This is a genomic window from Thiohalospira halophila DSM 15071 (assembly GCF_900112605.1).
GTDB classification, from domain to species: domain Bacteria; phylum Pseudomonadota; class Gammaproteobacteria; order Thiohalospirales; family Thiohalospiraceae; genus Thiohalospira; species Thiohalospira halophila.
Genome location: NZ_FOMJ01000001.1, coordinates 234,724 through 249,863, shown reverse-complemented (window position 1 = coordinate 249,863; position 15,140 = coordinate 234,724). Strand labels below are relative to the sequence as shown.

15 protein-coding genes are annotated in these 15,140 nt (G+C 58.4%); all 15 read right to left on the bottom strand.

Features of this window, described 5'->3' with window-relative positions:
• Positions 1–136: 136 nt before the first annotated feature.
• The 15 genes from BM272_RS01295 to BM272_RS14145 all read right to left on the bottom strand — a co-directional run bounded on the left by BM272_RS01295 (position 137) and on the right by BM272_RS14145 (position 15,140).
• The gene (locus tag BM272_RS01295; protein ID WP_093426944.1) at positions 137–1,252 is read right to left on the bottom strand and encodes a glycosyltransferase family 4 protein; all 1,116 of its coding nucleotides are present in this window, start codon (positions 1,250–1,252) and stop codon (positions 137–139) included.
• Positions 1,249–2,382: a glycosyltransferase family 4 protein gene (locus BM272_RS01290; RefSeq protein ID WP_143613090.1), complete on the bottom strand. Its 1,134-nt coding sequence runs from the start codon at positions 2,380–2,382 to the stop codon at positions 1,249–1,251. The genes BM272_RS01295 and BM272_RS01290 overlap by 4 nt, the downstream gene beginning before the upstream one ends.
• A 270-nt stretch (positions 2,383–2,652) precedes the next feature.
• Positions 2,653–3,483, bottom strand: coding sequence for a sulfotransferase (locus tag BM272_RS01280; protein WP_093426942.1), 831 nt, complete (start codon positions 3,481–3,483; stop codon positions 2,653–2,655).
• Positions 3,484–3,535: 52 nt separating this feature from the next.
• Positions 3,536–4,423 carry a sulfotransferase domain-containing protein gene (locus BM272_RS01275; RefSeq protein ID WP_159432982.1) on the bottom strand — a complete coding sequence of 296 codons (888 nt, stop codon included), beginning with the start codon at positions 4,421–4,423 and terminating at the stop codon, positions 3,536–3,538.
• A gap of 8 nt (positions 4,424–4,431) precedes the next feature.
• The gene (locus BM272_RS13495; protein WP_143613088.1) at positions 4,432–5,211 is read right to left on the bottom strand and encodes a sulfotransferase family 2 domain-containing protein; all 780 of its coding nucleotides are present in this window, start codon (positions 5,209–5,211) and stop codon (positions 4,432–4,434) included.
• Positions 5,212–5,459: 248 nt separating this feature from the next.
• Positions 5,460–6,842 carry a surface carbohydrate biosynthesis protein gene (locus BM272_RS01270; protein WP_093426940.1) on the bottom strand — a complete coding sequence of 461 codons (1,383 nt, stop codon included), beginning with the start codon at positions 6,840–6,842 and terminating at the stop codon, positions 5,460–5,462.
• Complete coding sequence (locus BM272_RS13490) at positions 6,839–8,755, bottom strand: adenine nucleotide alpha hydrolase family protein (protein WP_143613086.1); 1,917 nt, start codon at positions 8,753–8,755, stop codon at positions 6,839–6,841. Before BM272_RS13490 ends, BM272_RS01270 begins: the two co-directional genes overlap by 4 nt.
• A gap of 302 nt (positions 8,756–9,057) precedes the next feature.
• Positions 9,058–9,327, bottom strand: coding sequence for a transposase (locus BM272_RS01260; RefSeq protein ID WP_205407721.1), 270 nt, complete (start codon positions 9,325–9,327; stop codon positions 9,058–9,060).
• 13 nt (positions 9,328–9,340) lie between these two features.
• Positions 9,341–10,396, bottom strand: a complete 1,056-nt coding sequence (gene pseI, locus BM272_RS01255; RefSeq protein WP_093426938.1) for a pseudaminic acid synthase — start codon at positions 10,394–10,396, stop codon at positions 9,341–9,343.
• Positions 10,393–11,505 carry a GNAT family N-acetyltransferase gene (locus BM272_RS13740; RefSeq protein WP_159432981.1) on the bottom strand — a complete coding sequence of 371 codons (1,113 nt, stop codon included), beginning with the start codon at positions 11,503–11,505 and terminating at the stop codon, positions 10,393–10,395. The genes pseI and BM272_RS13740 overlap by 4 nt, the downstream gene beginning before the upstream one ends.
• Positions 11,505–12,722 (bottom strand): UDP-4-amino-4,6-dideoxy-N-acetyl-beta-L-altrosamine N-acetyltransferase, encoded by a 1,218-nt coding sequence (gene pseH / locus BM272_RS13855; RefSeq protein ID WP_205407720.1) that lies wholly within the window; start codon positions 12,720–12,722, stop codon positions 11,505–11,507. The genes BM272_RS13740 and pseH overlap by 1 nt, the downstream gene beginning before the upstream one ends.
• A 15-nt stretch (positions 12,723–12,737) precedes the next feature.
• Positions 12,738–13,820 carry a UDP-2,4-diacetamido-2,4,6-trideoxy-beta-L-altropyranose hydrolase gene (gene pseG, locus BM272_RS01235; RefSeq protein WP_093426937.1) on the bottom strand — a complete coding sequence of 361 codons (1,083 nt, stop codon included), beginning with the start codon at positions 13,818–13,820 and terminating at the stop codon, positions 12,738–12,740.
• On the bottom strand, positions 13,817–14,497 hold the full coding sequence (locus BM272_RS01230; RefSeq protein WP_093426936.1) for a PIG-L deacetylase family protein: 681 nt from the start codon (positions 14,495–14,497) through the stop codon (positions 13,817–13,819). Before BM272_RS01230 ends, pseG begins: the two co-directional genes overlap by 4 nt.
• The gene (locus tag BM272_RS01225; protein WP_205407719.1) at positions 14,494–15,012 is read right to left on the bottom strand and encodes a pseudaminic acid biosynthesis-associated methylase; all 519 of its coding nucleotides are present in this window, start codon (positions 15,010–15,012) and stop codon (positions 14,494–14,496) included. Before BM272_RS01225 ends, BM272_RS01230 begins: the two co-directional genes overlap by 4 nt.
• On the bottom strand, positions 15,009–15,140 hold the full coding sequence (locus BM272_RS14145) for a hypothetical protein (protein ID WP_275886921.1): 132 nt from the start codon (positions 15,138–15,140) through the stop codon (positions 15,009–15,011). The genes BM272_RS01225 and BM272_RS14145 overlap by 4 nt, the downstream gene beginning before the upstream one ends.

Here is a 15,140-nt window from a genome sequence, read left to right as displayed (position 1 = left end):
TTTGTTTTATAACAAAGTCACGAGGAACACTAATGTTTCCACAAAACACGAGTGCCGAGCGCAACCGAAATGCACCTGGATGACCGCACTCCAATAGTCCCTTGCTTTTCTGGATGTTGTTTGTTTCTCTATTTTTTCAAAAAAGATCTTGCCATAGTGCCATCACTTTCTTCTCTGCAAACTTTTCCCGTACCGCGACAGCCTGTTCACCAAACCTCTGGCGCAAACCTTCGTCCGCCGTCAAGCACGCCATCGCAGCCCGCAGCCCCTCAAAATCCTCTGCTGGGACCAAAAGGCCGTTCGCGCCATCCTCGATCACATCCCGCGGCCCAGTATCACAATCAAATGCGATACTCGGGCAGCCTGACGCCATCGCCTCCAGCAACACATTGGGGAAGCCCTCATAGCGTGAACTGAGCACGAAGATATTCGCCCGCTTATACCAATCGGCGACGTTACCGACCCGGCCCGGAAGGTGGAACCGCCCCGCAACTCCCTCCCCTTCGGCCAACCGCTGGATCGATGCATCGCCACCGCAGACTGCATCCGATTCCGGGTCGACGCCGAGGATCACCAGATCCCACTCTGGTCGATCCGCTGCAAGACCGGCGAGGGCGCGCACAAGCAGATCGAAGCCCTTTTGCACCGGCTTGCTGCCCACGGCCAGGATGACCTTGCGTTCCGGCGAAATCACGCTCTCCGGAGCCACCTCGGGGGGGAAGCTGGCGATTGGCCAGACCACCGGATTTGGGATCACGTGTACATTACGGGCCCCGGCATGACGCACCAACCAAGCGGCCGCCTCGCGGGTCTGGGCGACATGGCCGGCGGCAAACCGATAGACGAGCCGACGCAGCAGCGCCCAAGCGCTGCCAATGCGTTGGCGACCAGGGTAGTTGCGCTCAGACCCGTAGACCCGTACAGGCAGACCGATCGCCGCGAGAATGGCGAGTACAATGGAGGTGTTCATCATCGCCACCACCACATCGGGCTGCTCCGCCTTCAGAGCGCGGCGCAGCGCCCGCCAGCGGCGGTAGTTGGCGGTAAGCTTGCCGAGCCCCCGATTGACCCCCGCGAGATCAAGGGTAACGCGACGCACCCGGGGATCGAGCGGGTAGAAGTCGCGCTCCTCCGAGGTCATGGTGATCACGCCGACCTCGTGGCCCTGATCGGCCAGGTGGCGCACCAGGGAGGCGGTGACGCGCTCGGCGCCGCCGCCGGTGAGGGAGTGGATGTAGAAAAAGATCTTCACGGGTCGATCACCTCAAGGCGCCGCAGCTCGGCGAGGATGTGGCCGGCGCGGGCATCCCAGGTGTGGTGCCGCTCATAGTCCGCGCGGGCCTGCTCTCCCAGATGCCGCGCCAGCTCCGGATCATCCCGAAGCCGTTCCAGCGCCCGGGCCCAATCCGCCGCATCCCCCGGCGCGGCAAGCAGCGCGTTCTCGTCCTCGCGCAGCACCTCGCGCAGCACCGGCAGATCCGCCGAGACGATAGGCCGCGCCATGGCCATGTATTCGAACAGCTTGAGCGGCGACATCCAGCGCGCCACATCCCCGCCGCCGCCTTGCACCGAAACCTTCTCCAGATAGGGGGCCACCAGTACATGGCATTCGGCCATCATTGCCGGCAGGTCGTGGTGGGCTCGATGTCCGAGGAAGTGGACATTGGCCGGAACGTCGCGGCTTTCCCGCCAGCGCTGAATAGAGGTGGCGTCACCACCCACGATGCGGAAGCTCGCCCAGGGGCACCGAGGCGCGACGTCCAGCAGGGTCTCGATCCCCTTCCCCGGGTGGAGGCTGCCGAAGTAGCCGACAACGAACGCTTCCACCTGGCCGGGGGCCTCCGGCCGCTCCAAGGTCGGCGCCGCGTCATGGGCCACGATGGTCCACCCCTTCAGCTCCGGGAAGACCGCCAGGAGGTGGGCCTCCAGGGCAGCGGAAATACAGACGATGGCGCGAAACCCCTCGCCCGCGACAAGCCGCTGGAACTCCCGGTAATTGCGCTCGTTGATTTCCCACTCCGGCTTGTGGATCTCAAAGACCGTCGGCCTTCCGGTTTCCGCAGCAATGCAACACCCCTGCAGCGAACGCCCATATACGATGTCCGCTGCAACGATATGCAAAAGCCAGCGCAGCACCAGACGGTAGACCAGACCGCCGCCTCGGATCTTCGGCCTCCACAGGGAGTATATCGGGATCGCGCGCCCCACCCCATAGAGACTCAGGGCCGAATCCGACGCACATCGCAACGACGAAGCGGGCGGGCCAATGGTCACCGCTAGACCACGGCCCTTCAGCGCGTCGCACATATGAGCGACGTGCACCGCGTTGGCCGCCTCCGAAGCGATGGGCCCACTGGCGATGTAAAGCCACTTAGGAGACATGGAAAAACGCGCGTACTATACTCTCGCTTAGGCGCTCCCGGTTGCGCCTCGACACTCCATTCAGTAAACGCTTCACCAGCTTCTGCCCTTTAACGGTACTGCCGGTCTCACGCCCGTACGTCTTGTCCGGCGCAAACAGCAACACCTCATGCCCGGAAAGCACCAGGGCCTGGAACATCTTCATCACATGGATGCTGTTGGCCGTGCGCGAGGGAATACAAAAACTGGAAAGGTATGCGAGAAGCAAGCCTGAACTCTCTCAAAACATACCTATCGCCGCACCAGAACATCGTTAGAATACACCCAACGGGTGTTCAGTTTTTTTAGGAAGAAATTAATAAAAGGAACCGAATCAAAGACGGAGGAACTGGCAAGCCAACTACCATCATACTTAACCCTTTCCAACTCCCCCGCCCTCAGCCTCACACGATTACCAACCAAAGCATGGCTTTCATTATGCTTTGCGGGGCATAGCATTTTCTCATCAAAGCCAACACCCAAATGATCACATACCTTCTTAAGGACTTTCTCTGGGTACAGCGCAAACTCTTCGTACCCAACCAACATAAAGCTTACACCGCTATCAACCAATTTCTTCTCAATCTTCTTATTGCCGCGATACCAATTCCACATACAACGAAGAACACCGTCTCCAGTCTTGCTAATTCTTGAGAAGACCCAGGAACGAAAATCCCTGACGAGAAATATCGCGCGTACTTCGAAGTCAGGTGTCAGCTCATTGATTCCATCAACATTTGACTGCGAAGAATCCACAAGAAATTCTTTGTCACTATTCACAAAACCGAACTGGTCAACAAGTTTGTTGAGCTTATCCGGAAAAGGCAAAGAATCATTGGCTTCAAGCCAGTTCATCAACTCACCCCAGAGCTCACATGTTGCGGCATTATCTCCACATGAACACTCTTGTTCATGACGTCGCGTTTTAGAACGGGCGCGCTGTGGTCCGCCATCTCCACCGCACAGAACTCTGAATCCTTCACCAACGCCCGCAATTTTCGGGTGTGAACTTAGCGCCATATCTAGAATGGTCGTTCCACTATGGCCCAACCCTCTTATCAGAACCAAAACCGGCTTTTCCATAATTACCCCTAAATCACAAAAAACAAAGCATTACAGTAAAATCTAAACTGTGTCAGAGCCATCTAGCGAACTCCTCCTGTTTCAGAATATCGAATTCCCGGCGCAGCGCTTCGGCAAGCTCTGCTTGGAGCCTCGGTTTCTCGGCCTTGAGACTGCGAAAGAGCGCCCGCTGCCGTCGCCATACGTCCAGCAGACCGGGGCGGATATGGTCATGGGCAAGCGCCCGGTTCTCGCGCAGGGCCACCCAGGGGTGTAGCTCTGTCGGGTTAGTGCCCTGAATGATGCTGAGGGTTGCTGCAGCGGGCAGACCCAGCCAAGCACGCACCTGTGCTGTAATGCCACCCGGATCGGAACGCAGCTCCTCAAAATCGACAAGTCGCAGGTCGTCAAACGCAGCCAGCCAGGGGGCGAGTTGGTGCCGATACCATGAATTCGCCACGTAGCGGAACCCAAAGACCGGATCGCGATAACGCTCGCTTGCCGTGTTATGCGGCTGAACCAAGCCACGCCGCCACGCAGCTTCTATCCCTTCGTCCTCGGCGGCAATCGCAGCTGCCGGATCAAGCGGCAGATCGAAAACCTCATCCGGCGCGCGTAATTCCCGACCGTGCTTAACTTCGTGGAGATAGCCCGAAATTGCCCGTTCAGCAGGGTCTCGGAGAACAACAAGAACCGGAATATCGGTACCTAATTGCGCTGCTGCCCGTTCGGCGGTCCCGGCCACGTGTAAGTAAGAAGTAGAGCCATCGAGAGCGAAGCGATCATCGGGACTGATGCTGAAATGCGACAGGAAGTCACTGCCGTCGTGCATGGGCTTGGACAGGATTTTCGGCTCCTTCAGCGGCGCTCGGGCAATGCACGGCTCCTGCGCGATCAGACGGAACAGATAACTGCTTCCGGATTTCTGTGCACCAATAAGCAAAATCGGTGTAGCCTGCATATTTTCCCTCATGCGAAGGTGTACCCAAACGCGTCAATTTCATAACGGTAGAGATTGGAAACGATCTCGACAGCTTCTCTGGTATAGTAGTCACGATAACTAGTGAGGGGCGGGTTCTCTCGGTTTTTCGACTTTACATCTTTCACCCGCGGAAGTTGGCCAGAAAAGGGTACACCCAAGGTGGACAGAACCTTGCCGAGATCATGCGACAGATTCTCAAACTTAATCACATGGTCAACCACAATACGGTTGTCAATCGTATACTGACGCCAATTGTTGTAGAAACCAACTGGAACGACTCCGCCAAGATCATCTCCTGCCGCAAGCGCTTTTATATACTCAGGAAAACTTGGTCTCATCGAAAGGTTCCGCGTGCGCCATATATAGTCTGATACAGCTAGTGAAAACGGATTCCTGACAACACAGAATTTGGAGTAGGAATCCCACTCGCGCGGGAATGCGAGTTTTATCTTCTCGGCATCCGCGTGCTGCGGCTTTCTCCCAAGTCGCTGCTGATACGCCCGTTTAACTCCTGCCGCCAAAGCATCAGTTGCTTTTTTCTTGCCCTTTCCGCGCATCAAGTGGAATAGTAGCGAGCTTCCGGATCTGCCAATGGCTTCTGCCCACATCCTGACTGGTATCGTGCCTCCTGCTTGCAGTGTCTCAGAAACTGCACTGAGCTGCACATCCCAAGGCCCGAGTGTTTCTGACAACATCAATGATATCGAACTACCTGCTGTTTTTCGGCAGTGAATAAAAATGTAATGGTTTTTATGACTAATAATCATTAGCACGTCCCGTGATCGACTTTCCTATTCCTGTTATTTTTGCTTCCCGTCAGGGGAACTGCATGCTCGGACGCGCTCGGGGCCAGTTAAGATAGAAATTGAGCAGTCGCCCGGCCAGCGCCCCCGAGGCGGTACCGATGAACTCGGCCGGTTCCAGTCCGGCATCACCCCGAACAGCGGGGGGGCCTCCCACGGCAGGTCCGGGGGCCAGCCTCCGCCAGTGACGGTAGGCGGCGACCAGGGCGGCGTTATAGCAGGCGTCGGGGTCGGATCAGAACAGTCCGCTCGGAAAGAAGCTTGCACTCCAGCTCCTCATCAAGACCAAGGACACGCTGGAGGCGGCTGATACGCCCACGGATATCAGCGGCATCCATGGGTGGGAACTTGTAGTTCTCCTTGGCCGGCCCGAACCTGCCTGGAAGAGCATTCCGGAGTGCCGTGCCGACCACACTCCTTAGCTTGGCCAGTTTCAGATGCGCATGAAACTTCGTCCAGTTGCACGGACTAGATAACTCACCATTGTCGAGGCTTTCCCACACCTTGACGATTTTTTCGGCGGCCAGTTCCGCGTCATCCAGATGAACCTTTTTGGCTACCGAAACGGGCAGCGCCTCCTCCTTTTCACTGCCTACACCAGACTGGGAGGCATGAAAAAGTCCATTGACCGTATCCGACAACGCCTCTAGCGATTCGACACGCACGCCCAGTTCATTCGGAAGCTCCCGGGCATACTCCTGCTCAAAGGGCAGATACGTCACCACAGGCTTTCCGAAAACGGTCGCTTCAAGCGCAGTAGTGCAGCCGTTGTGCATTACGGCGAAGGCGTTGTTGACCCATGCGGTAATCGAGCCTTCCCTGATGACATGCACGTTGGGAATCCCTTCGAGATAGACCTTCCACGCCTCGATGCTTTCAACCGGGTGAGGCCGCAATACAATGTCATATTCGTCATTGGATTCGGCCAAATGACGAACTGCCTCAATGAAGGCCAGCGTCATACGGTAATCTTCCGCAATAAGACCAAATCGCCTCAAGAACATCTCCGGGTCACGCTGATAATATCCCGCACGCCTTTCCAGTCGAATGCTTTCATGAAAAGGGCGCATGTTATTAGCTGTGCCCATATTGGACGAAACCAGAAGGTATGGTTTCTCCGGCATCGCTCCTGGAGCACCCCAGTACTGATTAAAACAAGGCCTCCACAGATCAGCTCGCGGTGAGCCCGTCTGGTGCATCCTCGACGAATAGTTCGGGTAGACACGCTCAAGCGTTTCCGTATCCTCCGCTCCCCACCCGAAGACCGCCGAAGCCTGGGCTATGGTCTCTTCCGAATACCGAACTTCAGCGAATTTGTCGTATCCGTGATCGATAAGGCCACCCTCTTCATCAATGCTCGTGATCGGGAATCCATTATCTACGAGGATTTGATGACGAGTGATCTTCTTATTCTTGGGCGTCAAGGACTTGGTGTGGAACACACCCGGCGGCAGGGATCCGCTCTGAACCCCTTTCATAATCGCGCTCATCTCGGAGACTAGTACATCATGGTCCCTCGAGGCGGCAATAACCGCCAGTAACAACTTGCTGTCCAGCTCTCGTGCGGCGATTTCAACGTGCTGATAGATATTCATACTGAAAAAGTCTCTTCTGCCTCAAGCATGACCTGAAGATTGACCAGCCGGCACAACTGCATCCCATCTGTCTTGCTCAAGCTATCGGGGTCGACCCTTAGTTCAAGGCAGTCATAAAGACGATTCAGGTACGTCCGGCACTCGTCGTCATTGACATAATTCAACAGGGTACGCTCCACCACCCCATCCTGATGACCAAGGATCTCTCTCAGGTTACGTAGATCATCAATTCCTATGGCATGGCGTGTCGTTGATGATTTGGCCTGTTCATTGTGCTGTATTTTCAGAAACCGTTTTGCCAGACGCTTTATCGATCGCGCACTATACCTCGCCACCTGCGATGGAAGATCAATCCAACCGCCACCCAGAACCTGATGCCGGATCCTGCTGTAGGATACTCCCAATTGACTGCGGATAACGCCGTGTAAAAAACGTTTGGGCATCAGGACATCCCGTAGACCGAGGCGGTAAGACAGCAACTCAACGGCCAGGGGTCCCTCCGAGAACGGGGTGCAAATTACAAGATTCTCGTGGGTGCCGTTGTTGAGAAACTGCTGATGAATACTACCGATTGTCCTCAACCAACGCGCAAGCCTTGCGGCATGGTTTACCTTCAGCCCGGAATGGAGACGGCTGTTGCTCAATTCCGGATAGACTGCGCTCTGAAACCAGCGGGAAGTCGGCACCACATAATGCTCATGCTTGTAGTCCATTACTACATGTTTAACCCGGTGTTCAAGCCCCCCCCCTTCAGCACCATGCTCACTAAGACCGATAAAGCTTTCCTCCACACCGGGCGGCAGCCCACTGCTCAAATTACTTTCATTTGATAAGTAAAGGAATGCGTAATACGCCACGGTTTTACGAAATCGCCGAGGGATCCCCGCTGCCATCTTTACGTTACGCACCAGACCGGTCGTAAAGGAGCTCGGCGCATAATGGTCAATATGGAACATCATGTCCGAGTTCTGTCCCGTCAGTACCAGTCGTTGTATTTCATTATCGCCTTCAATCGGACAATATCGAAAGCTATGTTTCATGTAGCCAACGCCGTTCAATACGGCCAATCCGGTCCCCGCTCTTTTTCTTACGTCCGCAGATGAAAAGCCTTCGAGGGGCTTGATAAAATCGATTTCACACCCGGCACGTCTTGCTATATCGGATGCCATTTTCTTTTCTGAGACTTTTCCTCGATCGATGTAATATCCTTGCGTCTTCCTATCCAATCCACTCTTGTGCAGAAGCAGGAGTGCAGTTGAGTCCACGCCGCCCGAAAACGATATCGTCGCATTCGCGCCAATGTCTTTACAATAAGACTCGTAAATTTCCGCAACGGCCCGGCATTTTTTCCCCAGATCGGCATCCTGCCGCCTTCTCGTTTTGGGTTCCTTGTTTATCAAAAAGGTCTGAGGCCTGGCCTCTCCTGAAGAGAATTCCACATAGAATCCAGGTGGGCACCGATGCGTTCCCTTGACAAGCCCGGAAAATGGAGGTCGGATCACCGACTGATGCGAGAGAACAGCGTTCATGACCGCCCCCTCGGACAGCTCACCTCCCATGCGAAGCGCAGCTCGAAGAAAACGACCCTCTTGATTGGACACGAGGTATTCGTGCTGCTCCTCACCTTCTCCAACCACCGGCATCCAATAAAATCCGCTACTCGCACAAGAAGCAAAGAGCCAAACCGCATCAGCGGTCGACACCTCAATCATACAGGGACCAACGACCCCCCTCATAAAAGTGGCCAGTGCATCCGCACCTCCACGTTCCCACTCTTTCTCTACAGTGGACTGTATGCGCCGCGATTTGATAGAGGTGTCGCCGTCTGTCCAGCCCATCAACATACCGTGAACGGACAACTCGACCCGCTGTTCACCTTTCAGCTTTGATCCTGAATATACAGTCTTGTGCATAATGATCCCTTCGATTACTCGGCGCTATCCAAATCTGTGTGGTGCGCCAGGAAAACGCCTGGCACTTGGGAGTTGACCGAGGAAAGTCAATGAAACTGTGTTCGGAACCCTGTGGGCAAGTGAGCCCGCCCAGCTAAGGGGAACCTCAATAAACAGCAGGTCAGGCTATCGTCGTCGCAGAGGCCGGCGCACCGACTCCGATTTGTGCCTCGGTGCCCCTGATTTCGGCCTGAATCAGGCCGTTCTCCCCGGTTTCCGGCTCGTGTGCCCGACTTCCGGACACACGAGACCCTCGAAACCGTCTAGAACGGCCTCACCCCGGCCGCCTCGAGCTGCGTCACGCGGCGCATGTTGTACACCGCGCAACGCAGAGTCAGTTGAAAGCGCGCCCGGCCAAGGCCGATGGTCTTCAGCACCTGGGCGCCCATCTGCCCCATGCCGCCGAAGACGTGCTCGACCCGGGCGCGGGTCCTGGCAATGCGCTGGTTGCGGTCCTGCTCCTTTATCGACAGCACGCCCAGGGGCGGCTCCTTGGGCTGAATCTTCGGTCGGCTGTAGCTGCACTTGTACAACAGCCGCTACGCCTCAGCCCAACAGCTCCCAACTCATCGGCGTCCCCGCTACCACATGATCTTTGACCCGCCGTCCCAACAAGTGATCCAGATACTTCGGCGCCAACCCCATCCCCGGCCGCACACTCCGCAGGTTCTCCTCCGTCAGCACATCTCCCGCCTTCATATCCTGGGCGATGTACAACGACCGCCGAAACCGCATGGACGGCTTCTCCGCCTCCCCGGGCCCATACCGCACACAGCCCAGTGACTGCCAGGCCCGCTCGGTCTCGATCACGAGCTGGCGCATTTCCTCCGGCTCAAGGGAAAAGGTGGAATCAACGCCGCCTTCCGCCCGGTCAAGGGTGAAGTGCTTCTCCACCACAGTCGCCCCATGCGCCACTGCGGCCACGGCAGCGCCAACGCCCAGGGTATGGTCCGAGAGCCCGACCTGGCAGCCGAACAACTCCTGCATATGCGGCACGGTCAGCACGTTGCTGTTCTCCGGCGTCGCCGGGTAGGTACTGGTGCACTTGAGCAGGACGAACTGTTCGCAGCCAAACTCGCGCAGGGTGCGCACGGTTTCGTCGAGTTCGGCCAGGGTAGCCATGCCGGTGGAGAGAATTATCGGCTTTCCCGTGGCGGCCACCTTGCGGATGAGCGGGATGTCGGCATTCTCGAAAGAGGCGATCTTGTAGGCCGGGACATCCAGCTCTTCCAGGAAATCCACCGCTGTAGCATCAAAAGGGCTGCTGAAACAGATGAGGCCCCTTTCTCGAGCGCGCTCCATGATGGGCGCGTGCCATTCCCACGTTGTCATGGCGACCTTGTAGAGGTCATAGAGGCTGGTGCCCTTCCAGGGAGTGCTGTCGTCGGAGATGAAGAAATCGCCCTCGCTGATATCCAGGGTCATGGTATCCGGCGTGTAGGTCTGGATCTTGAGGGCGTGGGCACCGCTGTCGGCGGCTGCATCGACGATCTCCAGGGCGCGGTTCAGCGACTGGTTATGGTTGCCGGACATCTCGGCGATTATGAACGGGGGATGCTCGGAGCCAATGGGCCGGTCGGCGATCTGGAATGGCGTTGTCATGGTTGCTGATTCCCGGATGCGGTTGCTGTGTTCGTGCCGATTGCTGTGCTTGCAGGGCTTTTGGCCGCCATGAAGACTGACTGGTCCGTCAACTGCTCCACGGCCTTGAAGCCGAAGCGCTCGAAGTAGGCCGGTATGCGCGTAGTCAGGGTGATGACTTCGGGGTTGTCCTGCATCAGGGTCTCGACCAGTTTGTCGGCGAGGCCGAGGCCCCGGTAGTCGGGGTCGACGGCCAGGTTCTCCAGATGGCCGCCCTTGCTGTGGTGGGCGCAGTAGACCATGCCCACGGCCTGCCCCTCGTGCTCGACGGTGTAGAGCGGGTCACCCGGTTTGTAGAGACCCTGCATACGCTCGAAGACATCGCGGGGCGGTTTTGGGTAGCAGCGGTCCAGCAGCATCTTAATACCCCCCCCATTCTTGTCAGGTATTGCGTGCTGGCGATGGATCACGAAAGTGCCCACCAACCGGTCCTGCTCCAGTTGCACGCGGGAGAGCTCCATGCGGTGGCCGTGCAGTTCGAGAAAGGCGCGTGGATAGCCCTCGGCGTCGAGCATGCGGATGAAGTCGAAGAAGTCGTTCAGGTCCTGTATCGGCGCCTGAGCCAGGTCGCTCTCCCCCGGCGTGCGGCGCCGGAAGTTCACCGTTTCACCCTCCTGGGCCTGCGGCTCGGGCTCTTCTCGGATAATGGCCTCGATCATTGACTCGATCTCGCCGGCGGCCCGCAGGAAGATCTCCGAGGCAGCCCCTTCCAGACAGAGCGGCCGCTTCATGTAGACCGGCCCAGCGTCGAGTTCGGCGACGCAGCGTAGCGCCGTGAGCTGGGTTTCATGGTGGCCGCGCTGGATCAGGTTCTGTAGCGGGCTACCGCCACGCCCGTAGGGCAGGTCAGTCATGTGGAAGACGACACACTCGTAGGCGGTGTGTACCGCCTCCGGGATGATGTGCGACCAGTGGGGGAAGAAGACATAGCGCGGCGCGATGTCCGCCAGGCGCTCCGGGGTCAGTTCCTCCTTCCCGGTGATGAGATGGAAGGTGTGGCCGGTCTTCTCCTCCAGCCGTCGGGCCATGATTTCGTTCCAGGGGCGTGAGGTGGCGAGAACGTAATCCATCAGGTGTCCCGTGTTCCGATAATGTGCAACTGGAATCGTCTGCCCCGCCACTCGAAGAAGGCGGGATAGCGCTCATTGTCCACTACCCGTAGCAGGTTGAATTGCTCGGCCAGCGACCGCTCCGGGTCGAGCCGACTATCCTCGGGGCCACGGCGCGGATAGAAGCTCTCCTCGCCATGCTGCTCCCGGCCTCGCTCGGCGGAGACGGGATAGTCGTCGACAAACTCGCGGCACAGCGCGCGGGTCGCCTCGGCCTGGGCGGTCCGTAACTCATCCACTAGTTCGTGACCCTCGAACTCGACCCAGCGCTGGGCGTAGATCGTGCCGCTGTCCACCTTCTCCGCCGCCTCAATGAGGGTGACGGGGATGCGGTCCTCCCCGTCTAGGATCTGCCAGGTAAGCGGCGACCAGCCCTTGCCGCGCGGCAGGTCACTCTCGTGGACCACCAGGGTGTGGCGGAAGCGCGCACGCACGGTCTCGGGCAGCAGGCGACCGAAGCCGAGGCAGAAGCAGAAGTCGGCCTCCTCGGCGTCGGCTGGTTCGTGGGTCCAGTGAACGGTATGGCCCAGCTCTTCCCAGTCTTCGACCAGCTCCAGTAGATGTTCGTTAATCCAGCTGTTCGCATCACTGAGGACCGCGATCCGGCGGGGGGGGGTATCGCCTTCTGCCTTCCGCGCTGCGAGGGCATCCAGCTGCGCAATGCGCTCGTGCAGGCGCTCGCGGTGCTTCGGCCATTCCCGGGCCAGCAGGCCTAGGCGAATGATATCCACGTACTGTTCACCGTCGAAGTGCTGTTCGCGGAAGGTGCCCTCACGGGTGAAGCCGCACTTCTTGTGAAGATTGACCACGGCGGTATTGGTAGCCAGCACCTCACAATTGAGCTTGTGCAGGCCCAGTTCGTGGAAGGCATGGTCCAGGGCGGAATATTCCATCCGCATGCCGATTCCTGCTGGCGCATCCGGGCGGGCGTAGAAGCCCCAGAAGGCGCTGCCCCCCTCCGGCTCGATGTCGGTGAAGTAGACCACGCCCGCGGGGTCGTCGCTGGCATCGCGGCAGAGGTACCAGCAACGGGTCGGGTCGGCCTGCATGCGCTCGAACCAGGCGCGATGCTCCTCCAGGGGGATCTCGTGCCGGGTGTACATCTGCCGGCGCACCTCGGGGGCGTTGCGCCAGGGCAGGATGAGATCGCGAGTGGCTTCGGTGAGCGGTTCCAGCATCAATATGATTCCAAACTACAGGGTCCGCGTGAGGTGGTCGACAACCCGCTGTGTACCGGCCCCGTCCACCGTCCGCCTGCCAGCTTCAGCCAGTTGGCGCAGGTGTTCGGGGTTACCGCGCAGCGCCTGTACCGCCTCCCGCAGGCCGGCTGCCGTTACCTGGTCGTGATGACCGAGATAGGCAATCAGGTCATCGGCGGCCAGCGCCTCGCAAGCCGGGCGCTGGTTGTCGGCGATACTCACCACCAGGGCCGGTAAGCCTACACAGAAGCGCTCCCAGGTCGTGGTCCCGCCGGCGCCGATGGCCAGATCCGCGGCGGCCATCAGGTCGGCCAGATGCGGACGCGGGGGATGAAGCGTGATCCCCGGACGGGCCCCGGCCTGCGCCTCCAGCTCTTCGCGGTGGGGATTGTTGGGACCGACGACGACATCCACCGCTACGTCCGTGAATACCGGGTCGCTCAACGCCGAGAGGGCCCGGCCGGTAAGGTTGTCCGGGTCGGTGCCGCCAAAGAAGACAAAAATGCGCTCCATGACGCCACCGTGGGGCCTGCGCTTTTGCCTTTCTTCGGCGTACTCGGGCCTCAGCAGTGCGTAAGTCGGGCCGAGGAGCTGCGTAGTATCGGGTGGCACAAGGTCGGTGTATCGGTTCCCCGCCGTCGGGCTATAGTTCTGGTCCACCAGGGCATCGCAGTCGTGGGCGCGGTTAGCCAGATCGTCGATGGCGAGGATTTGGCCGGTATGCGGTCGAAGCCGCTTTTCCCATTCGGCATCCAGACCGTAATGGTCAACCACCAGCCAGTCTGGCGAGCCTTCCAGGGCGGCAATGGTCTCCTTGGCATCCTGTTCCTGGGAGACACCCAGCCAGTGGGCGTAGTCCTCGCTTGCTGCTGCCGCGGCCGCCTTATTCGGTGCTGGAAGCGCGGCCGCCGTAAAGCCCTCTTCTTGCAGCCCATCGAGACCGTGGCCGGCATGGGCGCGGCCGATGAACTGGACCGAGGCTCCTCGTGCCTGAAGCGCGTTTGCCAGTGTCCGGCAGCGCACCAGGTGGCCAGTGCCGATCGTGGCCGAGGCATCAACGCGGATGGCGACCTTCATCGCAGTGCACGCGCCAGCATGAAGGCCTCGGCGGCATCGCAGCCGACAGTGGCGCCGCGCCACCGGGCCAGGTGCTCGACGCCCTCGCGCGAGCGCGGGTGGGGCCAGTCGCGCATCTCGGCGGCGTAGGCATCCAGCGCCGCCAGCTTGCGCGGGAGCGTAGCGCTGATATCCACGAACCAGTCGGGCTCAAAGGCTGCCCCCGAGCCCGGCGGTTGCCACTCTGTGCTGGATGCCACCTCGAAGCAGAGAATGGTCCGCACGGGATGGCCACGCTGCGGCCGACAGGCCGTCATTACGGCCTGATGGACGCGGCGGTGGTCGATGTTCAGATCGCCAGCGTGATGGGTTACCACGGTGTCGGGCTGGTGGGCCACGATTAGCGCCTCGACTCGCTGCGTGATCTCCAGCAGCGGTACGCTGTCGAGCTGGTTATCGGGCAGATCATCAAAATGCACCGAAGTAGCGCCGAGAATGCCGGCCGCCGACTCGGCGGCCGCCCGGCGGTTTTGCAGCGCCGTTTTCTCGGCAGCGGAGTGTTCGTTCCGAGCGCCGATACCATCGGCGATGAACGCGAGGTGGATGGCGACACCCTCCTCGGCCCAGCGGGCGATGCTGCCGCCGCAACCTAGGGCCTCGTCATCGGGATGTGCACTGAACACAAGAACGCGTTTCATCGTTTTTCTAGCAAGAACCACGTTTCGTCATCTAGCGGAAACAAGGGGTCTCGCTTGTAAACAAAGCCATAATCAATCAACTTCAGATCCGGATATAAGTCAAGCATTTCACCGGCAAAATCACGCTTGAACAGACGATCTGAGTGGCCACGATAGGGAACCGCCATCGGGGTCGGGTTATAATACTCTGAAACAAGAATATAACGCTTAGATGCCTGATATAACTTGTCATAGACAACCGAAAGGTGGTCTGGCGATATATGAATGAGAACGCCCTTGGTAAAAGCTAAATCGACAGGCTTTTCTGGCGACCAGTCCAAAATGGATCCTTCAAAAACCCAACCATCGTTATCCACACCACTCAGCCATTCTCGTAACGTCTGAGCCGCATCGGGATTTATCTCAATCCCAGAGAGCAATGCTTCTGGCAGCAACTGATGGAGCGCCCTGAGATTAAGGCCTATATTAGCACCAACCTCTAAGAGGCTCGAAATATCCCCGGAAACGGAATTCAATATGCGCGAAAAAAAGATATATTTGAAGCAACAATATCTTGGCTTTTATTCCTCCCAATATACTCGGAACCGAAATCGCCAGCCCAGAAGCCTTCTTGTTCTGTCTCAAAACTTTTGCGTTCTGACAT

Coding starts and splice junctions, on each gene's coding strand:
- BM272_RS01230 (WP_093426936.1), bottom strand. CDS start 14,497: ATGAAACGCGTTCTTGTGTTCAGTGCACATCCCGATGACGAGGCCCTA.
- pseH (WP_205407720.1), bottom strand. CDS start 12,722: ATGCTGGAACCGCTCACCGAAGCCACTCGCGATCTCATCCTGCCCTGG.
- BM272_RS01290 (WP_143613090.1), bottom strand. CDS start 2,382: ATGTCTCCTAAGTGGCTTTACATCGCCAGTGGGCCCATCGCTTCGGAG.
- BM272_RS14145 (WP_275886921.1), bottom strand. CDS start 15,140: ATGTCAGAACGCAAAAGTTTTGAGACAGAACAAGAAGGCTTCTGGGCT.
- BM272_RS01280 (WP_093426942.1), bottom strand. CDS start 3,483: ATGGAAAAGCCGGTTTTGGTTCTGATAAGAGGGTTGGGCCATAGTGGA.
- BM272_RS01270 (WP_093426940.1), bottom strand. CDS start 6,842: ATGAATATCTATCAGCACGTTGAAATCGCCGCACGAGAGCTGGACAGC.
- BM272_RS01275 (WP_159432982.1), bottom strand. CDS start 4,423: ATGCAGGCTACACCGATTTTGCTTATTGGTGCACAGAAATCCGGAAGC.
- pseI (WP_093426938.1), bottom strand. CDS start 10,396: ATGACAACGCCATTCCAGATCGCCGACCGGCCCATTGGCTCCGAGCAT.
- BM272_RS13495 (WP_143613088.1), bottom strand. CDS start 5,211: ATGATTATTAGTCATAAAAACCATTACATTTTTATTCACTGCCGAAAA.
- pseG (WP_093426937.1), bottom strand. CDS start 13,820: ATGAAGGTCGCCATCCGCGTTGATGCCTCGGCCACGATCGGCACTGGC.
- BM272_RS13490 (WP_143613086.1), bottom strand. CDS start 8,755: ATGCACAAGACTGTATATTCAGGATCAAAGCTGAAAGGTGAACAGCGG.
- BM272_RS13740 (WP_159432981.1), bottom strand. CDS start 11,505: ATGGATTACGTTCTCGCCACCTCACGCCCCTGGAACGAAATCATGGCC.